The organism is Microbacterium sp. CFSPD4_SD4 (genome assembly GCF_057364585.1).
The window spans coordinates 76,201-100,717 of the sequence record NZ_JBNFOC010000005.1; the positions used below are offsets into that span (position 1 = coordinate 76,201).

Below are 24,517 nucleotides of genomic sequence, written 5' to 3' on the forward strand. Positions count from 1 at the left end.
TCGCAGATCCGCGCTCATGTCGCGCCCGTCCCGCGCATCCCTGCGACCGGGGTGCGAATCTGCGACCTGGTCACCGCGACCGCGCCGCCAGTGCCGCCTGATACAGATCCCGGGAGGACAAGCCCGTCAGGGCCGCGACCTCGGAGGCCGCATCCTTCAGGCGGGTGCCGTCCGCGACCAGGGCCTGCACTTGGGCGAGGGCGTCCTCCGGGGAGGCCTCCCGCCGCGGCGCCCCCTCGACGACCACCACGATCTCGCCCTTCACGCCGTCGGCGGCCCAGGCGGCGAGCTCGGACGCGGTGCCACGACGGACCTCCTCGTACAGCTTCGTCAGCTCCCGGCACACGGCGATCCGGCGGTCCGCGCCGAAAGCGGCCCCCATGTCGGTCAGGGTCGTCGCCAGGCGCGAGGGCGACTCGAAGAACACCATCGTGCGCGGCTCGGCGACGAGGGCGGAAAGGGTCGCCCGGCGCTCCCCCGGCTTCCGCGGCAGGAACCCCTCGAAGGTGAAGCGGTCCGTCGGCAGCCCCGAGATCGCCAGGGCCATCAGCACCGCGCTGGGCCCCGGGATCGCGGTCACCGTGACCCCCTGCGCCACCGCCTCGGCGACGAGGCCGTATCCCGGGTCGCTCACGGTCGGCATGCCCGCATCGCTCAGCACCACGAGGTCGGTCTCCGCGGCGAGCGCGGCGAGCTCCGCGGCCTTCTGCTTCTCGTTGTGGTCGTGCAGCGCGATCAAGCGGGGCCGGTTGTCGATCGCGAGGGCCTGCAGGAGGCGCTGCGTCGTGCGGGTGTCCTCCGCCACGACGATCTCCGCGTTCTCCAGCACCTCCACGAGTCGCCGCGACGCATCGCCCAGGTTTCCGATCGGGGTCGCGGCGAGGATGATCACCCGCCCAGCTTAGGCGTGGACCTGAGACGGGACCGGAGCCGGCATACCGGGAGCACAGGGTGGAGTGTGTCTAGGCTGGACCGGTGACCGCGCCCGAGCCCCTCCTGCCTATCCCCGAGGAGCGGCTCACGCGCTACGAGCGACTCCGCGACCGCGTGCTGCAGGCTCCGGACTGGGGCCGGGCGATCGGCTGGCTGGCCCCGCTGCTGGTCACGGCCCTCGCGGCGGTGCTGCGCCTGGCGAACGTCGGCCATCCGCACCAGCTCGCCTTCGACGAGACCTACTACGTCAAGGACGCCTGGTCGCTGTGGAGCCTCGGGTACGAGGGGGTGTGGGGCGAGAACGCGAACGACGCCTTCATCACCCTGCAGGAGCTCCCGCTGACGAACAAGGGCGCCTTCATCGTGCACCCGCCGCTCGGGAAGTGGCTCATCGCGCTGGGCATGGCCATCGGCGGCCCGGACAACAGCGCCGGCTGGCGTCTGGCGACCGCCGTCCTCGGTGCGGGGTCGGTGCTGCTGGTCTTCCTCATCGCGCGACGCCTGACCGGCTCCGTCGTGGCGGCGACGGTGGCGGGGACGCTCCTCGCGATCGACGGCCTCAGCATCGTGATGAGCCGCATCGCGCTGCTCGACGGCATCCTCACCTTCTTCGTGCTGCTGGGCGTGCTGTTCGTGCTCATCGACCGCCAGCGCACGATCCCGCTGCTCGAACGTCGGAACCCCGACGACGAGCACCCGCTGTGGGGACCGATCCTCTGGCGTCGTCCGTGGCTCGTCGCCGCAGGGCTCGCACTCGGCGCCGCCTCGGCGGTGAAGTGGTCGGGGCTGTACGTGCTCGCGGGCTTCGGACTCTACGTCGTCATCACCGACGCCCTCGCCCGGCGCCGCGGCGGGGTGGTCGTGTGGCCGGCGTCCGCGGTCTTCCGCCAGGGGCCGGTGTCGTTCGTCCTCCTCGTCGTCCCCGCGTTCGCGGTCTACCTGGCGAGCTGGACCGGATGGCTGGTGACGGCGAACGGCTACGACCGCGGCAGCGATCCGAACCCGCTCATCGCCCTGTGGAACTACCACGAGGCCATGCTCGGGTTCCACGTGGGCCTCACCCGCGGGCACCCGTACGCGAGCCCGGCGTGGGAGTGGCCCTTCCTGCTCCGCCCCACCGCGGTGTGGGTCGACAGCGACCCCACCGGCTGCGGCGTCGACCACTGCATCGGCGTGATCTCGGCGATCCCCAACCCGCTCATCTGGTACGGCGGCGTCGCGGCCAGCGTGTACCTGCTCTACCGCCTCATCCGCGGGTGGATCACGCGGCAGCCGGTCGGCCCGGCGCTCAGCCTCCCGCTCGTGGGGCTCGCGGTGACCTATCTGCCCTGGCTCATGTTCCCCGACCGGACGATCTTCCAGTTCTACACGGTCGTGATGATGCCGTTCCTCGTGCTCGCGCTCACCGCCACACTGCGGATCATCGCCGGGCGCCGGGAGGACCCGCTCCCGCGCCGCCAGTCGGGACAGCGGACCGTCCTGATCTTCCTCGGCGTCGTCGTCCTCGTCTCGGCGTTCTTCCTGCCGCTGTGGACGGGGATGAGCGTGCCCTACGACTTCTGGCGCCTGCACAACTGGCTGCCGGGCTGGGTCTGACCGGCGTCTGACCGACCGGACTCCGAGCCCGGGTCAGGAGACCTCGTCGGCCACGTGCTCCACGAGCGGGAGCACGCGACCCGAGAGATGCGTGCGCATGGCGATGGAGGACGCGGTCCGCGCGACCCCCGGCACGAGGGCGACCCGGTCCAGCACCTCCTGGAGGCGGGTCGCATCGCGGGCGACGAGCCGAAGCTGCATGTCGCTCGCGCCGGTCACCGTGTGCATGTCGACGATCTCCGGCACCGCGTCCGCGAGGGCGGTCGCGACGTCGTCATGCCCCACCTTCTGATCGATCTCGACGAGACAGAACGCCACGACGCCGTACCCGAAGCCGGCGGGGTCGATGCGCGGCACGATCGCCTCGATCACCCCACCCTCGTGCAGGCGCGCGAGACGGCTCGTGGCCGTCCCCCGCGCGATGCCCAGCCGGCGCGCGCACTCCAGGAGGGGCAGCTGCGGCGACTCCGTCAGCAGCCGGATCAGCGCGGCGTCGAGGCGATCGATCCGCACGTCACTCCTTGACGATGCCGGGGCGGGAGACACCCCGCGTCAGGCGGGCGACGACGAGCAACACCGCGGTGAGCCCGAGCGTGAGCAGCAGCTGGATGCGCGCAGCCGGGTCGATCATCGCGAGCGCGATCACGGCGGCGAGCAGCACGAGGCACAGCCACGACACCCAGGGGAAGCCCCAGAGCCGCATGGGCATCGCCTCGCCGGCACGGTCGGCCCGCCGGCGCAGCACGATCTGCGAGATCGCCGTCGCCGTCCAGATCACCAGCAGGGTCGACCCCACGACGTTCAGCAGCGCCGGGAGCACGACGTCCGGGAAGGCCCAGTTCAGCCCGACGGTCACGAAGCCGAAGGCCACCGAGGCGAGGACGGCGACGAACGGCACGCCCTTGAGGCTCGTCCGGGTGACGGACAGCGGCGCCAGCCCGCGTTCCCCCAGCGAGTACGCCATCCGGGAGGCGCCGTAGATGTTGGCGTTCATGGCCGAGAGCAGCGCGATCACCACGATGAGGTCCATCACGAGGCCGACGCCCGGCACGTTCAGGGTGTCCAGGACCGCCGAGAACGGACCGGCCTGCACGGCGGGGTCGTCCCACGGGAGCACCGCGACGATGACGAAGATCGAGCCGACGTAGAAGACGAGGATGCGCACGAGCACCTCGCGCACGATCCGGCGGATGTTGCGGGAGGGGTCGTCCGACTCGGCGGCCGCGATCGCGACGACCTCGGTGCCGCCGAACGCGAAGACGACGATGAGGAGCGCCGCGGCGATGCCGGTGATGCCGTGCGGGGCGAAGCCGCCCTCATCCACCAGGTTCGAGATGCCGGTCGCCGGCACGCCGGGGATGAGTCCGACGATCGCGCACACGCCGACGACGAGGAAGGCGATGATCGCGGCGACCTTGATCGCCGCGAACCAGAACTCGAAACGGCCGTAGTTGCGCACGCCGAAGAGGTTCACCGCGGTGAGCGCCACGACGAACACGAGCACCCACACCCACGCGGGGATCCCGGGTACCCAGTTCGCCACGATCCCGGCCGCGCCGGTCGCCTCGGCGGCGATCACGACGACGAGCTGGATCCAGTACAGCCAGCCCACCGCGCTGCCGGCGCTGCGCCCCATGGCCTTCTGGGCGTAGGAGCTGAAGGCGCCGGAGCTGGGGCGGGCCGCCACCATCTCGGCGAGCATCGCCATCACGAGCACGACGATGCCGCCCGCGACGAGGTAGGAGATGAGCACGGCGGGTCCCGCGATGCTGATCGCCTGCCCGGAGCCGACGAACAGCCCCGCGCCGATCGCGCCGCCGAGCCCCATCATGGAGATCTGGCGGCGGGTGAGGCCCGGGTGCAGGCCCTTCGTGGTCGTCGTGGTGACGGGGATCTCGGTGGTCACGCGCCCACCTCCATCAGGTCGGAATCGTGGTCGGACTCGTGCGCGGCGTCGCCGGAGACCGCAAGGGCGGCTTCCACCCTGTCGATGTCGGCGGCGGAGCCAGACGAGATGCGGATGCCCTCGCCGGGGAAGGCGCGGGCGACCACGCCGCCGGCATGCAGGAGGGCGTCGAGTTCGGCAGTGCGCTCCCCGCGGGACCCAGACGAAGTTGGCCTGCGAGCGGACGGCGGGCCAGCCGGCGGCGGTGAGCACGCCATACAGGCGGTCGCGCTGGGCGACCACCTCGTCGATACGCGTCGCGAGCTCGTCCTCGGCGTCGAGGGACGCGAGGGCAGCGGTCTGGGCGAGATCGGTCACGCCGAACGGCACCGCCACCTTGCGCTGGTTCTCGGCGACGGCTGCCGGCGCGATGGCGTAGCCGATCCGGAGCCCAGCGAGCCCATAGGCCTTGGAGAAGGTGTGCAGCACCGCCACGTGCGGGTGGCGGCAGAACAGCTCGATGCCGGCTCCCCTGCTCTCGGTGCGGTCGAAGTGCACATAGGCCTCGTCGATCACTACGAGCACGTCGTGCGGCACCGCAGCGACGAAACGCTCCAGCTCGTCGGCACTCACGACGGTGCCCGTCGGGTTGTTCGGGTTGCAGACGAAGATCAGACGGGTGCGCGGGGTGATCGCCGCCAGCATCGCGCCGAGGTCGTGACCGTGGTGCGCGTCGAACGGCACCGGGACGGGCGTCGCCCCGGCGATGCGGACGAGCGACGGGTAGGCCTCGAACGACCGCCACGCGAAGATGACCTCGTCCCCCTCACCGGCGACCGCGTGGATGAGCTGGGCGGCGATCTCCACCGACCCCGCGCCGACGGTGACTTCGGAGACGTCGACACCGTAGCGGGAGGCGAGTCGCTCGCGCAGCTTTGCGGCACTCATATCGGGATAGCGGTTGATTCCGTCGAGGCGCTCACGCACGGCCTCGACGACCGACGGGAGCGGCGGGTGCGGGGATTCGTTCGAGGAGAGCTTGGACGCACCGGCCAGAGCGGAGAGCCCCTGACGGTAAGCGGGAACGGCGTCGAGTCCGGCGCGAGTGGGAAGGGGCATCGTCATAGCGTCCTTGCTCTGATCGGGTGAGGTGTCGCGCAACACTAGAACGGAATCCGGCCACTGGGCAATCGGCGCACAGGAAGTTGCGCACCGCGCGCGATCGACGGGCAAGAAGGGAGGAAACCCTAGGCAGATTGCACAATGAGGACGTACCCGACTGCGGCTTGTACGAGCTGCTGCCGGAACGGGATGACTTCTCATCGTCGAACGTGCTTCGCGACTCTCCACAGGAACACCACTCCGGAGACGAAGATGCCGAGTCCACTCAGGAACATGATCAGGTGAGAATCCAGAGCGCTGACACCCAGCCCCGCGAGTGCGGTACCCCCTGCAAGTGCCAGGCCATTGCCGAAGCTTCGAACGGCCGAGACACTTCCCCGTTCGGCGGAACCGACAATTCGTTGTTGCTGGACAGAGTTGCTGATCACATACAGCGACAGGGCGAAACCGATGACGAGGTCAAGCGCACAGCACAGCACGACGACGCCCCATCCGTTGCCGGAGACGAACCCGTAGGACGCGAGGAATGTCCCATAAAGAAGAAGGGCGGTCCCCTGGACGATCCAGGGGGTCGTGAGACGCGATGAAATTCGCTCGCTCGAGAGCGCCCCGAGCACCGCCCCGACAGAGCCGACAGAGAGCACGAGAGCGTACGAGAAGTACGAGAAATCGTTGATGCGAACAAGCAGCCACAGCAGGGTGAAGCTCCCCACGCTCACGAACAGGTTCGTCACGGTGCTGGCTGTGACCAACGAGAGAAGCAGTCGGTCTCGCCACACCAGCTCGAACCCCTGGCCCACACGACGCCAGTAGGGCAGCTTCCTTCGGCGTGATCCGCTTCGAGACGACGGCGCAGACAACGGCCACGGCACCGTCGCCGCACTCCATGCAGAGATCAGAACGAGCGCTGCATTGATGAACAGAGCAGGTGGAGCACCGAGCGCACTCATCAGCGCGCCTCCGAGCAACCCTCCGGCCGAGCTAGAGACCGTGCCGATGTATTGAAGTCGCGCGTTGGCCCGGTACAACGCGCTCTCCCCGACGATGTCAGGGAAGCCCGCACGGAAACTGGCGTTCGACACGGCACTGGCGATTGCGAGGAGTGAGTTCAGGACGACAAGTGCAGCGATGGCCACGGTGGTCGAGTACTGCACCACAACGCCCAGGGAGGCTAGGAGGACGGCGCGAATGACGTCTGCCAGCACCATCACGACACGCCTGTCGAGAGCGTCAGCCAGCACCCCTGCGTACAGCGGCGAGAGAAGATTCATCACCAACGGGGCCGCCATGACGAGCGACGCCGACACGGGATCGAGTCCCAGGGAAACAGTCAGCATGAACGGAATGGCAAGGCTCGAGAGCGTCGCGCCAAAAGCTGCAAGCCCGCGACCTGCCCAGAAGAAGCCCATCGCGTAAGTGGAGTGCGCGTTCATGTCACTTCTTCAGGTCGCGGACGACGAAAGGCACAGAGCAGCGGTCTGGACCGGCCCCCGTGCCTCACTCGCTGACCGTGACGCCCGCGTCATGCATCCACCGCTGCGCCACCATCAGTCGCCTCTTGGCGATCCGAATCACTTCACCCGGCGTGTCTCCGGACCGGGCGACCAGACCCCAATACTCACGACTCTGCTCGTCCATCCCGAACTTCGAGAAGTAGTTCATACGCCACTTCCCGCGAACGCTCATAGAGCCAGCGGCGATGAGAAGCGCGTCAGCGCTCGCGTCAAGGGCGTGCAGCGAGCTGTAGAAAGCGACCCAGTGATTTCCGCCCTCGATGGCACCCTGCGCGTCCTCGCTCGATCCGCGATAGCGGGTGTTGCACGCACGAAAAAGGGTTCGACGCCAAGAGGCCCAGTTCAGTCCATCCCTCCATAGCGCCGATTGGTTCACGTTGAACAGAGGGATACCCACGAAGAGGTTGTTCAGGAGAGTCGTTTCCGTTGGTCCCATCGACCCAGGGTGACGAGCCCCGCTCTCGACGGAATCGATGATCCCCTCGACGTTGCTGCGAGAGATGATCTCCGCATCGACCCTTGTTCCCTCGAACGCTGATATCTCGATCGCGTGGGCCGCCCCTATCTCCTGCATGGACGGGAACGCGCCGACGTCCGGATCACGTTCGCTCACCGAGATGATGTCGATATCTGACATGGAGTTTCCGAAACCCTCCACGAGCGACCCGCCGACAAAAACGAGGTTACGCGCATGACGCTCGCCGAGGAATGATCGGAGTCGATCCTGCACGGCGGAGTCGCGAAGATTGGGAATGGTCATGTTGAAGTACCTCGATTGAGCTGTCGTAGATCGACTTCGCGTTTGCGGGTAACGATGTACACGGTTCCACTATCCAGATCGGTGAGGTCGTCCACGAAGATGAGGAAGGACGATTGCGGGCAGATTCAAAAGAATATGTGAGCAGACTGCTATCCATATCGATCCCCCCATCGTGACGATTCCAGCCCAGACAATGCCCGGTCCAGCCCACGTGAGAAGGTTGCGCGCCGAAGGCCTAACGTGCTCGTTCTTGGTGAAGAGATGGTCGATCACGAACAGCGTGGCCGACGCCGCGATGATAGCGGGTGTCGGATAGTCCAGGGCTGCGAGAGCCGTGATGAGAACACCACGGAACAAGAGCTCTTGAAGAATCGCCGGAAGGAGATAGTAGGCGCTTTCAGAGTAACGCCGGGCTGCGCTTTCGGTCGGCATCGCTGCAAGCAGCTGGGGGTTGAACGCAAAGACCAATGAGCTTCTGCGAACGAAATGAACGGTGAGGGCCGAGGAGAGTCCGATCACCCAATACACAGGATCCAAGGAACCACTCCAGTCAATGGGTGCCCCCAGAGCACAAATGTACGGGAGAGCCCCGATACACCGACGAATCCACAGATTAGAGACGAATCGTCTCACTTGAGTGCGTCCGAGCAGCGTGCTCCCGAGCATTGCCAGCCCGACCGCGATGAGAGGCAGCCCCCAGAATAGAGGGGTGACGCCGCTCAGGAGCAGCGCGGCGACGAGGCGCCGAAGATCTTTTCGTCGCGCCTCCGGCCGAGCTTCAGTCGACTTCGACAAGTCTGCGCTGTTTCAGTTCCTGAATGAATTCTTCCACGTCTCTGGACGCCACTGCCTCGTCGATTCCGTATTTCGCGGCGACATCAACGGCGAGTTCAGCACCGGTGACATCGCCTTCGAGACGGTTCCAGATGTGCAGCCCCGTTTCGTTTACCCGGAACGCCTGGGAGCGACGCACGAGAAACATCTCCGATCTCACCGGGACGACGGTGACATCATACGACCTGCTAAATCTTTCATCCACCAATGCGCTGTCTCCTCAGGATTATCGACCGTCGTGGAAGCCAGCCCGGCACCTAAGACACCGGGCTGGCGAATCGTCACGCCAGATTGTCGAAAGGCGCCGTGGCAATCTCCACCGGCTCGAGCGTCGGCTTCTGATATTCATTCATATTGCACCACATTTCTCGTCATACGTTCTTTCACCCCCAGCGGGTGCTGGAAGATCCATCGAGTCTTCACGCGCGACAATATCCCTGTGGTCCATGCCTGCTTGCTCGTGCCGCACTCCACAATAGAACCCGCCTGCAGACGACTCAATGAACAGCCATCATGGCATCGGTTGACCCGAATTATGCCGACTCGTTCGATATACCAGTACGAAACGGTTCGGTATGCCCCGAGAGTCTCCTGTGCCGTGACCAATCTGGGCTAGCGTGATGCACATGGCGGACATAGAGAAGAGCGGCGCCCGCATTGATTCGGCGGTCACGGTGTTCTATGTGTCGTTCGCTGGAGCGTCCGTGCGCGTCGTCGCCGATGATGACCAGGTGCGCCAACAGCTCGACGACGAGATAGGTGACTTTTTCCGGATCGAGCCCGAGCGACCTTCTTCTGCTGAAGGCCCAGGTCTGCTGCTTGCGGAAATCAGGTATGCGAGCCGCGCCGGCAGTAGTCCAGACTCCGCGAGTGAACGCATTCTGCTGCACGAGGGCTCGCACAGCTATGACGGCAGATACGGCGACCTCTGGAACCAACCGGCTGGTGGTCGCGTCATCCATTCAACGCGCACAGGTTCACTGGTGACGGCCACTCCCCAGGATCGCCGAATAGTCGTCGAGAACGCCGTACCGACGTCTGGCGCAACCGATGTTCGCAGGATTGTCCGGGATCTGATCTTCATCCCATGGCTCGAGTCTCTCGGTGCGGTTGTCGTGCACGGCGCGGCCGTGCTTGATCCCTCCGGAAAGGCCGTGCTGGTACTTGGCGATCGCGGAGCCGGCAAGACCACTCTGTTCATGAGCGTCTCCGAACGTGGTCCGCAGGCAGCGCTGTCCTGCGAGCGCATCGTCGTCGTCCCCAGCCCCGACGGGTTGATCGCATTCGCATGCCCTGAGAACATCAGCGTCTTCGCCGGGACTCTCCGGTCCTTCGCGTCCACTGCTGACCTGGCAGGTGTGCCGGGAGACGACGAGTGGCAGAGAGAATCCAAGATCAGAGTTCCTTGGCGTGAACTCTTTGCCCGGCTGGGATTCCATGCTCAGGCGTCGGCGCTCGTCCAGCGACTGGTGTTCCCGCTCTGGTCGTCCTCCTCGAGCGCACCGCACGAAGAGCTGTCCCGAGACCAGATCTTCCAGAAGCTCCTGCCCCATATCGTCACGGCGCGAGATGCCAACAGGCCCGACTGGCTGGGGTGGTTCTCACCTCGGCATAGCCAGGCCACGATTCAGCAGATGGTCGCGCTCGACGCCCGTGCCGGCACATGGCAGGACAACGAGTCCGCTCACCGTCTGATGTTCGAGAAGTGAAAGGACCCGGGATGAAGGCCACTGCAGCACAACTCACCCCCGAGTTGGGGGAAATCGAACGTTGGCGCGAGCGGTCCGAGGCTCAGCCCGTCCTCTGGAGCAACCCTGAGGTCGCACGTGCCGAATTCGCAAAGCTTCGCGCTCTGCCGCCGCTGGTTTTTGCTGGTGAGATCCGTCGACTGCGCGAACGCCTGGCGGACGTCGCGAGCGGCAGGGGATTCGCCCTGATCGCCGGGGACTGCGCGGAATCCTTCGATGTGCTCAATGCGGATCGGATCCGCGACCAGTTGAAGATCATTCTGCAGATGTCAGTGATCCTCGCCCACGGTACAGGCCTTCCCGTCGTGAAGATTGGAAGAATGGCCGGACAATTCGCCAAGCCTCGGTCGAGTCCGACCGAGGTGACCCCGTCCGGCACTCTCCCGACGTTCCGCGGACACCTCATCAACAGTGAATTCGAGGACCCGGAGTCACGGGCGCCTGACGCAACGCGGCTGGTGCGGGGGTACAACTTCTCTGCGTCGATGCTGAACCTCGTGCGTGCGTTCACCACCGGCGGATTCGCCAGCTTGGACCAAGTCCACAATTGGAATCAGGACTTCGTGGCGCAGAGCCCCGCCGGACATCGGTACGAAGCACTCGCGCACGATATCGATCGAGCGCTTCAGTTCATGCGCGCCTGCGGAGCGGCAGATTCCCGGATGCTGACCGAATCTGACTTCTACACAGCGCACGAAGGCCTCGTCCTCGACTACGAATCGGCATTGACCCGACGGGACTCGCTCACCAACGACTGGTACGGATGCTCTGCGCACCTTCTCTGGATCGGCGAGCGCACCCGGCAACTCTCCGGAGCGCATGTCGAGTACATGCGCGGCATCGGAAACCCCATCGGCGTGAAGATCAGTGACGCGTGCACGCCGGCCGAAGTCACAGACCTCTGCAGACTGCTCGACCCCGATAAGACTCCGGGACGACTCGTGCTCATGGCGCGCATGGGCGCCGACAGAATCACTCCTTCCCTGCCGCCCCTCATGCGCGCGGTGCGCGAAGCCGGGCATCCCGTTGTCTGGATGTCTGATCCGATGCATGGGAATACTCGGACGACTCGCGACGGGACGAAGACGCGAGACTTCGACCGAGTGGCGAGCGAGCTCATCGCCTTCATCGACGTGGCCCGTGCGGAAGGAGTGCACCCTGGCGGAGTCCATCTCGAGCTGACGCCAGAAGACGTCACGGAATGCACGGGCGGAAGTTGGGCGATGTCTGAGTCCGACCTGGACCTCAACTATCAGTCCCTCTGCGATCCGAGACTAAACGGCACGCAGAGCCTTGATCTTGCTTTCCTTGCGGCCGAGCATCTTCGCAACGCAGGATGAGCCGTTCGCTCGGAGTCCCCGAGTCCGGACGAGTCGCCGAATCTCGACGCATCGTCGAGACCCTTGCAGCACAGTACATCGAAGACGTGACGGCTCGATGCGGGCTCCGACTCGACGCGGTCATGCCTGTCGAGAGCGTCACCGACGTCGTGTTCAGGGCGACGCTGGATCGTGAGAAGGTCATCGTTAAGTGCTGCCTCAGCGGAACGTCGAGAGTCCGGCTGATCTCCGTGTTGAGCCGCGAGAACCAGGTGGACGCGGCACGTATCGTGGAGCGAGTCATCAAGCCCGAATCGGACGGGCCCTCGAGTGCGGAGGTGTCCTACCGCGCGGCGGCGGATAACGCGCGCGGGTTCCCCATTCGCGTACCGGAGGTGCTCTTCTCTCGCCAGAACATCGTTGCAGTCCAGGACCTGTCTCCGGCGACGCCGCTCGCTCACACCCGCACGCCACCCGACTTAGGTCCTCTATGGGAGTTCCTGAACCACATCTGGAACGACGGAACGACACCGAGAAGACACACACACGCGATCAATCTTGCGCATCGACATTCGATCGAATCGACTTTCGAAAGAAAATTCCATCCCCACTACTATCGGGACTACCTCGACAGCCTCCAGATCGGAGAACGCGCGCGTCGTTCGCTCAGGGCTCTGACCGAATGTGTCGCCTACTACCGTCAGCGCCCTCATGCGCGATACGGTCTGGTTTACGGGGATCTGAAGCCAGAACACATCCTCATCGGCAGTGCAGAAACCATCTCTGTCATCGATCCGGCCGTGCACCGCTCTTCCGCCGAAGCCGACGTCGCACGCTTTCTCGGACGCTACTCGACCATTCCCGGACTCTCGGAACGCCATGTCGTATCCATCGACCATATGGAGGACAGTCAGGGCCCCCTCGCCCACCTGGACCGGCGCCTGATAACCCACCTCCTCGTCATGGACTGGCTCAACATCACGACGACTCGCTCATCACTTGGATCTCCGACAGGCGGTGTTGTCTCAGACGACGCGAATTTGGCAGAGGCTGCGCATGCGCTTGCGGCGATCCTGACGAAGTCGACCGCAGACCCATACGAAGCGGCTCGACGCCTTGCTTCCATCTACGCCGCGAAATGATCGACACGGACTCCATGCGTAAGAACACCGTTGTCGTCGTCGGTGCCCCCGAGGCTGCGTGGCTCCACGAGAACGCACACAGATTCTGCCAGTGGCGTCTCGTCTCCGTCGATGCTCTGGTTGACAACGTCCCTCCGACATCACTGGATGCCGTGCTTTCTGCCGTTCTGGACGACAGCATGGAACCCTTTATGCTCCTGTTGAATCGCAGCACTCCGCCACCAACACGGGTCTACAAATGGCTCGCAGATGCCGAACAGAATGTGCTGTGTGTCGGCCCGATCGAACCGCCGGAGTCCAGATCGCTTGTTCCGACAGATGGATGGGAGTACGAATCCACCCGTGAATTCGGCGCGCTCATGAATCGCATCGAGACTGGACCGTCAGCGGAGCGAGAAGAGCGGCAGAAGTTGCAGACGCTTCCGTTGACAGTCGTGCAGAAGGCGGCGAGCGGTGCTCTTCTCGCGGCGGGGCTCTCTTCTGACGATGCCGCGATCGTCGTGGCGAGCCTCACGCGAGCGGAGAGGGCTGGGTACAGCTCTCATGGTTTTCATCGTGTTCCCGAATACGTCACCAAGATCGGAAGAGGGGTTGTCAATCCCCGCGGACGTCCTACTTGTTCACCCATAGGAGCGGATCGCATGGTGGTGGATGGCGACAATGCACTGGGCCCCGTGGTGGCGGCGCACGTTCGCGAACACGCCTCGGCGCTTGAGGTCCCCATCGGTTGGATCGCCATCAGGAACAGCGGTCATCTTGGTCGAGTTGCCGACCTGATCCGCGGCGTTGCCGAGGATGGTCGGCTCGCGATCGCATTCGTGAACGGACGAGGCGGTGGCCAGAAGGTCACGCCCGCGGGCGGATCGGAACCACGCCTTGCCACCAATCCGATAGCGTTTGCGTGCCCTGTGTCCGACGGCGATCCCATCATCGTCGATGTCGGGACCGCATCTTCGTCGGATGGAGCCGTGCAGGTTGCAGCCAAAGCGGGGAACCTCGTGGCGGCCGGAGTGCTCATCGACCGAAGAGGCCAGGACATACGAACCCCGGCGGCCCTCACCGAACGACACACCGCGTTCCTACAGCCCTTGGGCGGTCGCGAATTCGGGCACAAGGGGTACGGGCTGGGATTGATGGTCGAGGTGCTCGCGGGGGTCTGGGGACGCGGTGGGTTCAGCCAACCAGGACGATTGTCGAGCGGAAACGCTGCCGTGGTGGCCGTCCTGGACCCTCGGGCCTTCGGCGCTCAGGAGAGCGAGTTCCTTCTGGATGTGGATCGCCTCCTCGCCTATGTCGCTTCCAGCTCGCCGGTCCGGAAGTCATCGCCAGTACGCATACCAGGACGCAGCAAGACCACCGCCCCCGGAGCCCACGACGTGTATCTCGACGACGATGCGCTTCGCTCCCTCGCCCCGTTCCTCTAGGCGTGGTCGCGGCACTCGGATGATGTCTCGATCCGGCCGATGGGGAGAACGAGCGCGTTCGGGGCGTGGCGGTACACCAAGTCCGAGAGAACCGTCGACAGGAAGCAGCGACCACGACACCGCACACAGCGGTACCCGTGCTCAGACGGCAGAGGCCGCGAGCCTGAACCCGGTGCCCGCCGTGACCAGGTCGGCCTCGTAGGCGCCCTGCCGCCGTGCGCAGCGAGCCAGGTCCACGTCGTGGCGGAACGCGCCGCCGCGTGTGATGTGCGGGCCGCCGCCCAGTCCTCGGCGGCCGAGACGCTGTCGGCGCGCCCGAGTACGCCGCGTATCGGGTCGAGGTCCACTCGTCGAAGTTGCCGGCCGTGTCGAGCACTCCGAACGCACCGGCGCCGTCGGCCGGTGTCCCCTGCCGCAGTGTTCCCGCCGGGACGTCGACCCATTCGATCCACTGCGCGGCCATGCCCGTCTCTTCTTCGAAACCGGTTCGTTTCCGGTGTAGGAGCAGCTGAGGAAGCGAGGGCCGGTGGTCAGCGGGTGATCGACATGTCGGCCGGATCGCTCACCGGCAGGCGACAGACGAAGGCGCGGCAGTCGTAGGCGCGCTCGGCGGTCGCCTCCTTGCCCTCGAACAGCTCGAACCCCGCCGCGGCGAACGCCGTGGCCTGCGCCGGCGTGACGACCGCGACGACATCGGAATCGGCTCCGCGGGCCGCGGCGGCGAGCGCCCCACTCGGCTCCTCCGTCACCACGACGAGCTGCCGCGGCGCGGTGGCGAGTCCGGCGGCGACCCGGAGCAGACTGCCGTGGGCGAAGGGCTGGGCGAGCGCCCGGGAGGCGAGGGCCTCCACCCGCTCCGCCGCTGCCGCGCGATAGCGGTCCCCCGCTCCCAGCCGCCAGGCGGTGAGCGCGGCGTGCGCGACCGCCGCCGTGTCCGAGGGGAGGTCGCCGTCGGTGTGGTCGGGCGAGGCGGCGATGCCCTGCGCGCGGAGCATCGGGTCGTCCCCCGCGGCGCCGTCCAGCGCTCCGTCGAGGAGGCCCAGGGCCGTGGCCGCCGGAGCGACGTCGCCGGTGGCCGCCGCGAGGGCGAACAGGCCCTCGGCGAGCAGCGCGAGGTCGGCGGCCGTGGCGACCGCGGCGGAGGCCCGGCCGTCCAGCGATGCCCGCACGAGCGCGCCGTCGCCCCGCGATTGGTGTCGAGCACGGCAGCGGCGGCCTCCGCAGCGGCGGCGATCCACGTGTCCTCGCCGAGCGCCGCCCCCGCCCGGGCGAGTGCCCCGATCGCGAGGCCGTTCCATCCCGTGATGACCTTGCCGTCCACGGCGGGCGGCTCCAGCGCCGCGCGCTCCGCGACGGGACGGAGGTAGTAGCCCCCCTCGCTGCGGGCCCCGTCGATCCACGATTCGGAATCCTGCGCAGCGCCGAAGCCGCCGCCCTCCTGCCGCAGCGTGCCGAGCAGGAAGCGGGCGATCCCGCGGGCGGTCTCCTCGTCGCCGGCGTCGAGCGCGACCTCGAGCAGCTGGGCGTTGTCGGTCAGCATGCGCTCGTAGTGCGGCACCGTCCAATCACGCCGGGTCGCATAGCGGAAGAACCCGCCGTCGGCGTCACGCAGATCCGAGGCCGCCATCGCCGCGAGGGCGCGCTCGGCCGCAGCCGCCGCCTCCGGTGCGGCGCGCGGATGAGGGGCTCCTGGAGGAACCGCAGGGTCGTGGCCACCGGGAACTTCGGAGCTCCGCCGAAGCCGCCGAACTCCGCGTCCTCCCTGGCGACGAGACCGCGGGCGGCCTCCGCGAGGGCCGTGGCGTCCGGGAGGCTCGATGCCGTGGTCTCCGCCGCCTCGGCGAGGGCCGCGGTCACCGCGTCGGCGGACTCCTCGGCCTGAGCCCGTCGCGTCGTCCACGCCTCGCGCACCGCGGCCAGCACATCGCGGAACGCGGGCATCGGCGGTCGCGCCTCGGGCGGCCAGTACGTCCCCGCGTAGAAGGCGCGTCCGGCGGGCGTGGTGAACACCGTGAGCGGCCAGCCGAGGTTCTGCGTGAACGCGGACGCGGCGGCCATGTAGGCCCCGTCGACGTGCGGATGCTCCTCGCGGTCGACCTTCACCGCGACGAACCCCTCGTTGATGCGGGCGGCGGTCTCCGGGTCGGCGAACGACTCGCGCGCCATCACATGGCACCAGTGGCAGGTGGAGTAGCCGATCGAGATCAACATCGGCGCGTCCCGGCGGCGCGCCTCGGCGAAGGCCTCCTCTCCCCAGGGGTACCAGTCGACGGGGTTGTCGGCGTGGGCCCGCAGATAGGGGCTGAAGGTGTCGGCGAGACGGTTCGTCATTCTCCCACGCTACGCCGGGGAGGCCTGCTGGGGGCCGGACCCGGTCAGCCGACGAGTAGCTCCGCGGGACCGGCAGCCCGGGTCAGCCGACGAGCAGCTCCGCGGGGCGGGACGCGGTGTAGCCGACGAGCGGGAGGGCCCGCTCGGCCGCGAGCGCGATCCGCGCACGCAGCACGTCGGTGGCCACCTCGTAGCCGTCGAAGTCGGTCGTGCTCGCGTACACGCCGAGCGGCAGCGTCAGCGCCTGGAAGAACGCGAACAGGGGACGGAGCTGGTGCTCGATCATGAGGGCGTGCCGCTCGCCGCCGCCGGTCGCGGCGAGGAGCACCGGCGTGCCGACCAGCGCGTACTGGTCCACGAAGTCGAAGAGGTGCTTGAACAGCCCCGTGAACGAGGCGCGGTACACCGGGCTGCCCACGATGAGCAGGTCGGCGGTCTCGATCGCCTGCAGCTGCGCCTCCACCTCCGGCGGGAGCTGGTCACGGGTGAGAGCACCCGCGAGCGAGGGCCCGACCTGCGTGAGCTCGATCAGCTGCGCCTCGACCGGGGCGCGCTCGGCGACCGCGGCGGTGATCGCACGGAGGAGGGCGGTGGTCTTGCTCGGCTCGTGGAGGGAGCCCGAGACGGCGACGACGCGGAGCGGAGCTGTCATGGGCTCGACGGTACCCACGCAGACGCCCCGTGTCGCGCGAAGCGACACGGGGCGTCATGTGGAGGGGGTGCTGCGCAGCGTGCGTGCCGTCAGTTGACCTCGTCGGGGTGCGAGCCCACGCGGCCGGAGCCGTCGAGCGGGTCGAGCGCGTCGATCGCGGCGATCTCGGCGTCGGTCAGCTCGAAGCCGAACACGTCGAGGTTCTCGCGCAGGCGCTCCGGACGCACCGACTTCGGGAAGACGATGATGCCCTTCTGCAGGTGCCAGCGCAGGACGGCCTGTGCGGGGGTCACGCCGTGGGCGGCGGCCGCCTCCGCGATCGCCGGGGTGCCGAAGAGGTCGTACTTGCCCTGGCCGAGCGGACCCCAGGCCTCGATGCGGACGCCGTTGGCCTCGGCCCAGGCGACCTCCTCGCGGCGCTGGTATGCCGGGTGCAGCTCGATCTGGTTCACGGCCGGGACGACGCCGGTCTCCTTCACCGTGCGCTCCAGGTGCGGCACGAGGAAGTTCGAGACGCCGATGCTGCGGGTCAGGCCCGCGTCGCGCAGCTCGACGAGCTTCGCGAACGCGTGGACGTAGTCGTCCTTCGCCGGGGTGGGCCAGTGCACGAGGTAGAGGTCGACCTGCTCCAGGCCGAGCTTCTCGAGGCTCTCGCCGATGGCGGCGCGGGGCTCGTCGTCGTGGTGGCGGTCGTTCCACAGCTTCGTGGTGACGAAGAGCTCCTCACGGGGGATGCCGGAGGACGCGATGGCCGCGCCGACGCCCTCCTCGTTGCCGTAGATCGCGGCGGTGTCGATGTGGCGGTACCCGATCTCGAGGGCCTCGCTCACCGCCTTCTCGGTCTCTGCCGGCGGCACCTTGAAGACGCCGTAGCCCAGCTGGGGGATGGAGTTGCCGTCGTTCAGTTCGAGTGCAGGAATGGTCATCCCCCCAGCCTAAGACCTGTGATGACAGGTGCGCCCGTGCGGATGACGAAAAGCGTCAGCGCCGAGGCACGGCGGCCATCGCGGCGGCGCCCTTTCCGACGAGGCGTTCCAGGGGACCACGTCCGACGAACATCGCCCACAGCGTCGTGACCAGCAGGAGCCCTACGGCGGTGAGCGCCCAGAAGGCGTTGTCCGCGATGAAGCCTCCGGGGCCGGCGACGAGGACGACGGAGACGACGTGCACACTGTATGCCGTGAGCGGCATGGACCCCAGCGCGCCGAGGGGCAGCAGCGGCCAGCGCAGCGGACGGCTCAGGAGCAGGCACAGGGCGATCACCGCGAGGGCGAACCCGCCGGAGCCCAGGATCTCGGCGGTGCCGCCGCTGTGCGGGTCGACGGCGAAGACCGCGCGGACCATGGAGCCGAGCGGATCCGTCGCGGCGAGCGCCTCGGGGTAGCTCTCCCAGCCGGACGGCGGCATCACATCGTCGGGGATGAAAGACGACGACAGGCTCTCGCCGGGAAGGATCTCGATGCTCTCGCTCCCGGAGGACGCGCTCGTCGAGGAGACGATCGATTCCGTCCCGCCCAGCCCCGCGCCCGCTCCGAGGGCACCCAGACCGTAGCCGATCGCGGCGAGGACCACGCCGACGACGAGGGCGACGACGGCCGTGCGCAGCTCCTGCACCCGGAGCCGGCCCAGAGCCATGCCGCCCAGCACGAGAGCCAGCCACACGGTGATCGGATAGGTGCCGTAGAGCACGAACCCGATGCCCGCACCGAACGGCTGCAGCGCCACCGCGCTGAGCAGAGCGAGCAGCGCCGGACCGGCGAGGGCGAGGACGGCGGCGCCGAGGAGCAGCTGCCGGGGCCGCCACCGCAGCACGGGGATGACCGCGACGTAGAGCAGGCCGTAGAGGGTGAGGATCACGGCGATCGGCGTGTTGAGGAGCTCCAGGGCGAGGCCGATCACGAAGATCACCGCGCCGCGGCCCACGAGGTTGAGGCGGATGCCCGGGAGGCGCTCCCGCTCCGGCAGCACGTCGCGCCCGGTCATGAGGGCGATGGAGACGCCGGCGAGCAGCGCGAAGAGGATCGACGAGCGGCCGTGCACGAGGTCGGTCCACGTGGTCGGGTCGCCCCACTCGAACGCCTCCGTCACGCCGACGTGGGCACCGGCCATGCCGAGGATCGCCAGACCCCGCGCGACGTCGAGACCGAGGATGCGCGGCGGCCGCCCGAAATCACGGAACCAGCGCACGGGGCGGAGAGCAGTCATCACCCGATGATCGTATGCGGCGATCGCGGCGACCCCGGTGTGCATCCCGGCATACGATGGAGGGCTATGTCCTCCCCTGTGATCTCCTACCCTCCGGAGCTGCCCGTCAGCGCGGCCAGGGACGAGATCGCCGACGCCATCCGCCACCACCAGGTCGTCATCGTCGCCGGCGCGACCGGATCGGGGAAGACCACCCAGCTCCCCAAGATCGCGCTGGAACTGGGCCGCGAGCGCATCGCCCACACCCAGCCCCGACGGCTGGCCGCCCGCACGATCGCGGAGCGCGTGGCCGAGGAGCTGCGGGTCGAGCTCGGCACGCTCGTCGGCTACAAGGTGCGCTTCACCGACAAGGTCTCCGACGAGACCCGGATCGCGCTGATGACCGACGGGATCCTCCTCAACGAGATCCACCGCGACCGGCTGCTGACGCGCTACGACACGATCATCATCGACGAGGCGCACGAGCGCTCCCTCAACGTCGACTTCCTGCTGGGCTACCTCGCCCGCATCCTCCCGGAGCGCCCGGACCTGAAGGTGATCATCACCTCCGCCACCATCGACCCGGAGAGCTTCGCGCGGCACTTCGCCGCCGCCGACGGCACCCCCGCGCCGGTCATCGAGGTGTCGGGGCGCACCTATCCCGTCGAGATCCGCTATCGCCCGCTCGTCGACGAGGACGCGGAGCAGGACGCCGCCGGCGAGCCGGAGGACGAGGTGAGCGCGATCGTCGCGGCGCTCCGCGAGCTCGACCGGGAGGCGCCCGGAGATGTGCTCGTGTTCCTGCCGGGCGAGGCGGAGATCCGGGACGCGGCCGACGCCGTGCGGGCCGCCTACGCCAAGGACCGTTCGCCCACCGAGGTCCTCCCCCTGTTCGGCCGGCTCTCCGCCGCGGAGCAGCACCGGGTGTTCGAGCGCAGCACCGTGGCCGGCGTCCGTCGCCGGGTCGTGCTTGCGACGAACGTGGCCGAGACGAGCCTCACGGTGCCCGGCATCAAGTACGTCATCGACACCGGCACCGCGCGCATCTCCCGGTACAGCAACCGCTCGAAGGTGCAGCGGCTGCCCATCGAAGCCATCTCCCAGGCCTCGGCGAATCAGCGCTCCGGGCGCGCCGGCCGTACGAGTGACGGCATCGCCATCCGCCTGTACTCCGAGGAGGACTACGCGCGGCGTCCCGAGTTCACCGAACCCGAGATCCTGCGCACCTCCCTCGCCTCCGTCATCCTGCAGATGCTCGCGCTGGGCTTCGGCGACATCACCGCGTTCCCGTTCCTCACCCCGCCCGACTCCCGGGGTGTGAAGGCGGCGTTCGACCTGCTCACCGAGCTCGGCGCCCTCCGGCCGGCGCAGGGGCCGGACGACGGTCCCCGGCTCACCCGCATCGGGCGCGACATCGCTCGGATGCCGATGGACCCGCGGTTCGCGCGGATGCTCATCGAGGCGGGCCCTTCGACAGGCTCAGGGACCCAGCGGGGGTCAGGCCCTTCGACAGGCTCAAGGCCCCAGCTGGGCTCAGGCCCTTCGACAGGCTCAGGGACCCAGGGGTCGGTGCTGCGGGACGTGCTCGCGATCGTGGCGGGGCTGTCCATCCAGGACGTGCGCGAGCGACCGGAGGACCGCCGCGAGGAGGCGGACCGGCTGCACGCGCGCTTCGTGGACCCGACGAGCGACTTCCTCACTCTCCTGAACCTCTGGAACCACCTGCGCGAGCAGCAGCGCGAGCTCGGCTCCAGCGCGTTCCGCCGGCTGTGCCGCAGCGAGCACCTCAACTACGTGCGGGTCCGCGAGTGGTTCGACGTGCACCGCCAGCTCCGGACGCTCGTCAAGAGCCCCGACCGCGGGGCGGAGCCGGGCGGCGCGGCCGATCCGGATGCCATCCACCGCTCGCTGCTCTCCGGCCTGCTGTCGCAGATCGGCGTCCTCGACGAGCGCACGGCCCCCGCAGGGAAGGCCCATTCTCCCGCGAAGGACGCCCGCCGCCGGATCACGGAGTACCGGGGCGCGCGGGGCATCCGGTTCTCGATCTTCCCGGGGTCGGGGCTGCGCAAGAAGAGCCCCCGGGCGGTCATGGCCGCCGAGATCGTGGAGACCTCCCGCACCTTCGCCCGCACCGTCGCCGCGATCGACCCCGCCTGGGCCGAGCCCCTCGCCGGTGACCTCGCGAAGCGCCAGGTCACCGAGCCGCACTGGTCCAAGGACGCCGGAGCCGCCGTGGCGTTCGAGAAGGTCACGCTGTTCGGGGTCGAGATCATCCCGCGCCGGCGGGTGCAGTTCGCCCGCATCGACCGGGCCGCCTCGCGCGAGCTCTTCGTGCGTCATGCGCTCGTCGAGGGCGAATGGGACCCGTCCCGCATCGACAAGCGGGTCAGCGCGTTCTGGCGCAGCAACGCCGAGCTCCGTCGCCGCCTGGAGAAGCTCGAGGAGCGCGAGCGGCGTCGCGACATCCTGGCCGGCGACGAGGCCGTCTTCCGCTTCTACGACGAGCGCATCCCCGCCGACGTGTTCGACGTGCGGTCGTTCGAGAAGTGGTGGCGCGAGGCGCTGACGACGACGCCGAAGCTGCTCGTGATGCGCGAGAGCGACCTCATCGACGACGAGGACCGCGCCGACCAGCGCGAGTTCCCGACCCGGTGGACGCAGGGCGACCAGGTGCTCGGCCTCGCGTACCGGTTCGAGCCGGGCGCACCGGACGACGGCGTGAGCGTCGTGCTGCCTCTGCCGCTGCTCGCCCAGATCGAGGACCGCGGCTTCGACTGGCAGGTGCCCGGGCTGCGCGCCGAGCTCGTCACCGGACTGCTGCGTGCGCTGCCCAAGGCCATCCGGCGCCACGTCGTCCCCGCCGCCGACTGGGCGGAGAAGTTCGGGGCGGCGCTGGCCGACGAGGGTCCGGAGGCGCACGGCGGTCTCCCCCCGCGCACCCTCAAAGAGGCGCTCGCGCGGCTCGTGCAGCCGCTCGCGAACCAGGTGGTCACGGCCGCCGACTTCGACGACGAACGGGTGCCGGCACATCTGCGCATGAACTTCCGCGCCGTGGACGAGCGGGGACGCGTGGTCGGTTCGGGGCGCGATCTCCGGTCGCTGCAGGCTCAGCTCTCCGACCGCGCGCGCAGCAGCGTCGCCCGCTCCATCGCGCGCCCCGGGCGTGCGGAGACACCGGGACCGCGCGGGGCGGAGCGCGTGGCCGCCGCTCCGGTCGAGCAGACGGGGCTGACGGCGTGGACGTTCGGCGACCTCCCGGCGGTCATCGACACCAAGGTCGCGGGCGGCGTCGTCCGCGGGTATCCGGCGATCGTCGATGCCGGCACGAGCGTGTCGGTGCGGGTCGAGGCGACCCCCGACGCCGCAGCCGCCGCCACGCGCGACGGCGTGCTCCGTCTCGTCCTGCTCGCGGTGCCGTCGCCGTCGTCGTACGTGCAGCAGCACCTCACCAGCCAGGAGAAGCTCGCACTCGCCGCCTCGCCGTACCCGTCGGCGGCCGCGCTCATCGAGGACTGCCGGGCCGCCGTCGCCCGTCGCGTCATCGACGCGTCGACCGGAGGCGCCGACGGCCGGGACCGCGGCGTCGTGCGCACCGAAGCCGAGTTCGCCCGCGTGCGCGACGCCGTGTCGGCCGTGCTCGTCGACGAGCTCTTCGCCTGCGTCTCCCTGGTCGCCCGCATCCTCACGAAGGCGCGGGAGGTGGAGCGGGGCATCAAGGCGCAGAACGCGCTGGCGCTGCTCGGCCCGCTGAACGACATCCGCACCCAGCTCTCCGGACTGCTGCATCCCGGCTTCGTCGCGGCGGCGGGAGTCGACCGGCTCGCCCACTTCCCCCGGTACCTCGACGGCATGATCGACCGGCTGAAGACCCTCGCGAACGAGCCGGGCAAGGACCGCGGGCGGATGACGGAGTTCGAGCGGATGGCGGTGCTGTTCGCGGACGCCGGCGGCACGATCCCCCTCGCGCCCGACGCTCGGCCCGCGATCGTCGAGGTGCGCTGGCTGCTGGAGGAGTACCGGGTCAGCGTCTTCGCCCAGCGTCTCGGCACCGCGCAGCCGGTGTCGCCGCAGCGGATCACCAAGGCGCTCGCGGGGAAGTGACCCCCGCCGGGTAGCCTGAGGACATGGCCCGCGCGATCGTCTACACCGAGTTCGGATCCCCCGCTGTCCTCCACCTGATGGAGGTGCCTGACCCCGTGCCCGTCCGCGGCGAGGCGCTGGTGCGCATCGAGGCGGCCGGCGCCAACCCCATCGACGCCAAGCTCCGCGGCGGCAAGCGCCCGTCCGCGCCGATCACCGAGCCGCGTCCGGTCGGGTTCGACGGCGCCGGGGTGATCGAGGTGCTGGGCGAGGGCGTGGAGGGGTTCGAGGTCGGCGACCGCGTCGCGATCCGCGACACCCTCGGGACCTACGCCTCCGCCCTCGCGGTCGAGGCCGACAAGCTCGTGAAGCTCCCGGACGCCGTCACCGCCGCCGAGGGGGCGGCGATCGGCATCCCCGCCGGCACCGCCTACCAGTCCCTCCGCTCGCTCGCCGTGACGGCCGACGACGTGCTCCTGGTGCACGCGGGCTCAGGCGCGGTCGGCCAGGCCGCCGTGCAGTTCGCGGTCGCCTGGGGCGCGACGGTGATCGCCACCGCGAGCCCTGCCCGGCACGACCAGCTCCGCGAGCTCGGCGCGATCCCCGTGGCCTACGGCGACGGCCTGCTCGACCGCGTCCGCGCGGCGGCCCCCTCCCCCGTGACCGTGGTCCTGGACTGCGCGGGCACCGACGAGGCGATCGAGACCTCCCTCGCCCTGGTCGCGGACCGCGACCGCATCGCGACCATCGTCCGCGGTCCCGACGCGGCTGACTTCGGCATCCGGGCGTTCTCCGGCGGCTCCCCCGAGCCGCTCACGCCGCAGGAGCTGGAGTGGCGCGCAGAAGCGCTGCAGAAGACGGTCGACCTGCTGGCCGCGGGCGACTTCACCATCGAGCTGGGCCCGGAGCTGCCTCTCGCCGAGGCGGCGCGGGCCCATGAGCTCATGGAGAACGGCGCCGCCTCGGGGAAGATCATCCTCGTCCCCTGAGAGA

The 24,517-nt window shown here is 68.5% G+C and carries 19 protein-coding genes; 7 read left to right on the top strand and 12 right to left on the bottom strand.

The annotated features are described in order from the left end of the window. Positions 1 to 70: 70 nt before the first annotated feature. Entirely contained in the window at positions 71 to 892 is an 822-nt protein-coding gene (gene rsmI, locus AC2W7E_RS09745; RefSeq protein WP_485989003.1) for a 16S rRNA (cytidine(1402)-2'-O)-methyltransferase, read from the bottom strand. Positions 893 to 975: 83 nt separating this feature from the next. Between rsmI and AC2W7E_RS09750 the strand changes: the two genes are divergently transcribed. Beyond that, positions 976 to 2,529 carry a dolichyl-phosphate-mannose--protein mannosyltransferase gene (locus AC2W7E_RS09750; RefSeq protein ID WP_485989004.1) on the top strand — a complete coding sequence of 518 codons (1,554 nt, stop codon included), beginning with the start codon at positions 976 to 978 and terminating at the stop codon, positions 2,527 to 2,529. A gap of 33 nt (positions 2,530 to 2,562) precedes the next feature. On the opposite strand, the gene AC2W7E_RS09755 is transcribed toward AC2W7E_RS09750, so the two are convergent. The 6 genes from AC2W7E_RS09755 to AC2W7E_RS09780 all read right to left on the bottom strand — a co-directional run bounded on the left by AC2W7E_RS09755 (position 2,563) and on the right by AC2W7E_RS09780 (position 8,792). After that, complete coding sequence (locus AC2W7E_RS09755) at positions 2,563 to 3,042, bottom strand: Lrp/AsnC family transcriptional regulator (protein WP_025105602.1); 480 nt, start codon at positions 3,040 to 3,042, stop codon at positions 2,563 to 2,565. A gap of 1 nt (position 3,043) precedes the next feature. Next, entirely contained in the window at positions 3,044 to 5,533 is a 2,490-nt protein-coding gene (locus tag AC2W7E_RS09760) for a histidinol-phosphate transaminase (RefSeq protein ID WP_485989005.1), read from the bottom strand. Positions 5,534 to 5,733: 200 nt separating this feature from the next. Further along, complete coding sequence (locus tag AC2W7E_RS09765) at positions 5,734 to 6,969, bottom strand: MFS transporter (RefSeq protein ID WP_485989006.1); 1,236 nt, start codon at positions 6,967 to 6,969, stop codon at positions 5,734 to 5,736. Positions 6,970 to 7,033: 64 nt separating this feature from the next. After that, the gene (locus AC2W7E_RS09770; protein WP_485989007.1) at positions 7,034 to 7,810 is read right to left on the bottom strand and encodes a nucleotidyltransferase domain-containing protein; all 777 of its coding nucleotides are present in this window, start codon (positions 7,808 to 7,810) and stop codon (positions 7,034 to 7,036) included. A gap of 69 nt (positions 7,811 to 7,879) precedes the next feature. Then, positions 7,880 to 8,329: a CPBP family intramembrane glutamic endopeptidase gene (locus AC2W7E_RS09775; RefSeq protein ID WP_485989008.1), complete on the bottom strand. Its 450-nt coding sequence runs from the start codon at positions 8,327 to 8,329 to the stop codon at positions 7,880 to 7,882. Positions 8,330 to 8,588: 259 nt separating this feature from the next. Then, a complete protein-coding gene (locus AC2W7E_RS09780; RefSeq protein WP_485989009.1) occupies positions 8,589 to 8,792 on the bottom strand; it encodes a PqqD family protein in 204 nt (67 codons plus the stop codon). A gap of 478 nt (positions 8,793 to 9,270) precedes the next feature. On the opposite strand from AC2W7E_RS09780, the gene AC2W7E_RS09785 reads away from it, so the two are divergent. Genes AC2W7E_RS09785 through AC2W7E_RS09800 form a run of 4 tightly spaced genes read left to right on the top strand, consistent with a single transcriptional unit; the run spans position 9,271 to position 14,277 of the window. Beyond that, entirely contained in the window at positions 9,271 to 10,353 is a 1,083-nt protein-coding gene (locus AC2W7E_RS09785) for a hypothetical protein (protein WP_485989010.1), read from the top strand. 11 nt (positions 10,354 to 10,364) lie between these two features. Beyond that, complete coding sequence (locus AC2W7E_RS09790) at positions 10,365 to 11,732, top strand: class II 3-deoxy-7-phosphoheptulonate synthase (protein WP_485989011.1); 1,368 nt, start codon at positions 10,365 to 10,367, stop codon at positions 11,730 to 11,732. Next, positions 11,729 to 12,853: a hypothetical protein gene (locus tag AC2W7E_RS09795; protein WP_485989012.1), complete on the top strand. Its 1,125-nt coding sequence runs from the start codon at positions 11,729 to 11,731 to the stop codon at positions 12,851 to 12,853. Before AC2W7E_RS09790 ends, AC2W7E_RS09795 begins: the two co-directional genes overlap by 4 nt. Before the next feature lie 14 nt (positions 12,854 to 12,867). After that, complete coding sequence (locus AC2W7E_RS09800) at positions 12,868 to 14,277, top strand: Ldh family oxidoreductase (protein ID WP_485989013.1); 1,410 nt, start codon at positions 12,868 to 12,870, stop codon at positions 14,275 to 14,277. A gap of 530 nt (positions 14,278 to 14,807) precedes the next feature. Here AC2W7E_RS09800 and AC2W7E_RS09805 read toward each other — a convergent pair. The 5 genes from AC2W7E_RS09805 to AC2W7E_RS09825 all read right to left on the bottom strand — a co-directional run bounded on the left by AC2W7E_RS09805 (position 14,808) and on the right by AC2W7E_RS09825 (position 19,465). Further along, on the bottom strand, positions 14,808 to 15,446 hold the full coding sequence (locus tag AC2W7E_RS09805; protein WP_485989014.1) for a hypothetical protein: 639 nt from the start codon (positions 15,444 to 15,446) through the stop codon (positions 14,808 to 14,810). 364 nt (positions 15,447 to 15,810) lie between these two features. Then, a complete protein-coding gene (locus AC2W7E_RS09810; RefSeq protein ID WP_485989015.1) occupies positions 15,811 to 16,608 on the bottom strand; it encodes a thioredoxin domain-containing protein in 798 nt (265 codons plus the stop codon). A gap of 82 nt (positions 16,609 to 16,690) precedes the next feature. Next, positions 16,691 to 17,260, bottom strand: coding sequence for an FMN reductase (gene msuE, locus AC2W7E_RS09815; protein ID WP_485989016.1), 570 nt, complete (start codon positions 17,258 to 17,260; stop codon positions 16,691 to 16,693). Positions 17,261 to 17,349: 89 nt separating this feature from the next. Continuing rightward, the gene (locus tag AC2W7E_RS09820; protein WP_060923596.1) at positions 17,350 to 18,186 is read right to left on the bottom strand and encodes an aldo/keto reductase; all 837 of its coding nucleotides are present in this window, start codon (positions 18,184 to 18,186) and stop codon (positions 17,350 to 17,352) included. A gap of 55 nt (positions 18,187 to 18,241) precedes the next feature. Continuing rightward, positions 18,242 to 19,465, bottom strand: a complete 1,224-nt coding sequence (locus AC2W7E_RS09825) for a heparan-alpha-glucosaminide N-acetyltransferase domain-containing protein (RefSeq protein ID WP_238695687.1) — start codon at positions 19,463 to 19,465, stop codon at positions 18,242 to 18,244. A 66-nt stretch (positions 19,466 to 19,531) separates the two neighbouring features. Here AC2W7E_RS09825 and hrpA point away from each other — a divergent pair, with 66 nt between their 5' ends. Together hrpA and AC2W7E_RS09835 are read left to right on the top strand one after the other, a co-directional pair. Next, positions 19,532 to 23,545: an ATP-dependent RNA helicase HrpA gene (gene hrpA / locus AC2W7E_RS09830; protein ID WP_485989017.1), complete on the top strand. Its 4,014-nt coding sequence runs from the start codon at positions 19,532 to 19,534 to the stop codon at positions 23,543 to 23,545. A gap of 23 nt (positions 23,546 to 23,568) precedes the next feature. Then, positions 23,569 to 24,513 (top strand): quinone oxidoreductase family protein, encoded by a 945-nt coding sequence (locus tag AC2W7E_RS09835; RefSeq protein ID WP_485989018.1) that lies wholly within the window; start codon positions 23,569 to 23,571, stop codon positions 24,511 to 24,513. Positions 24,514 to 24,517 lie beyond the last annotated feature (4 nt).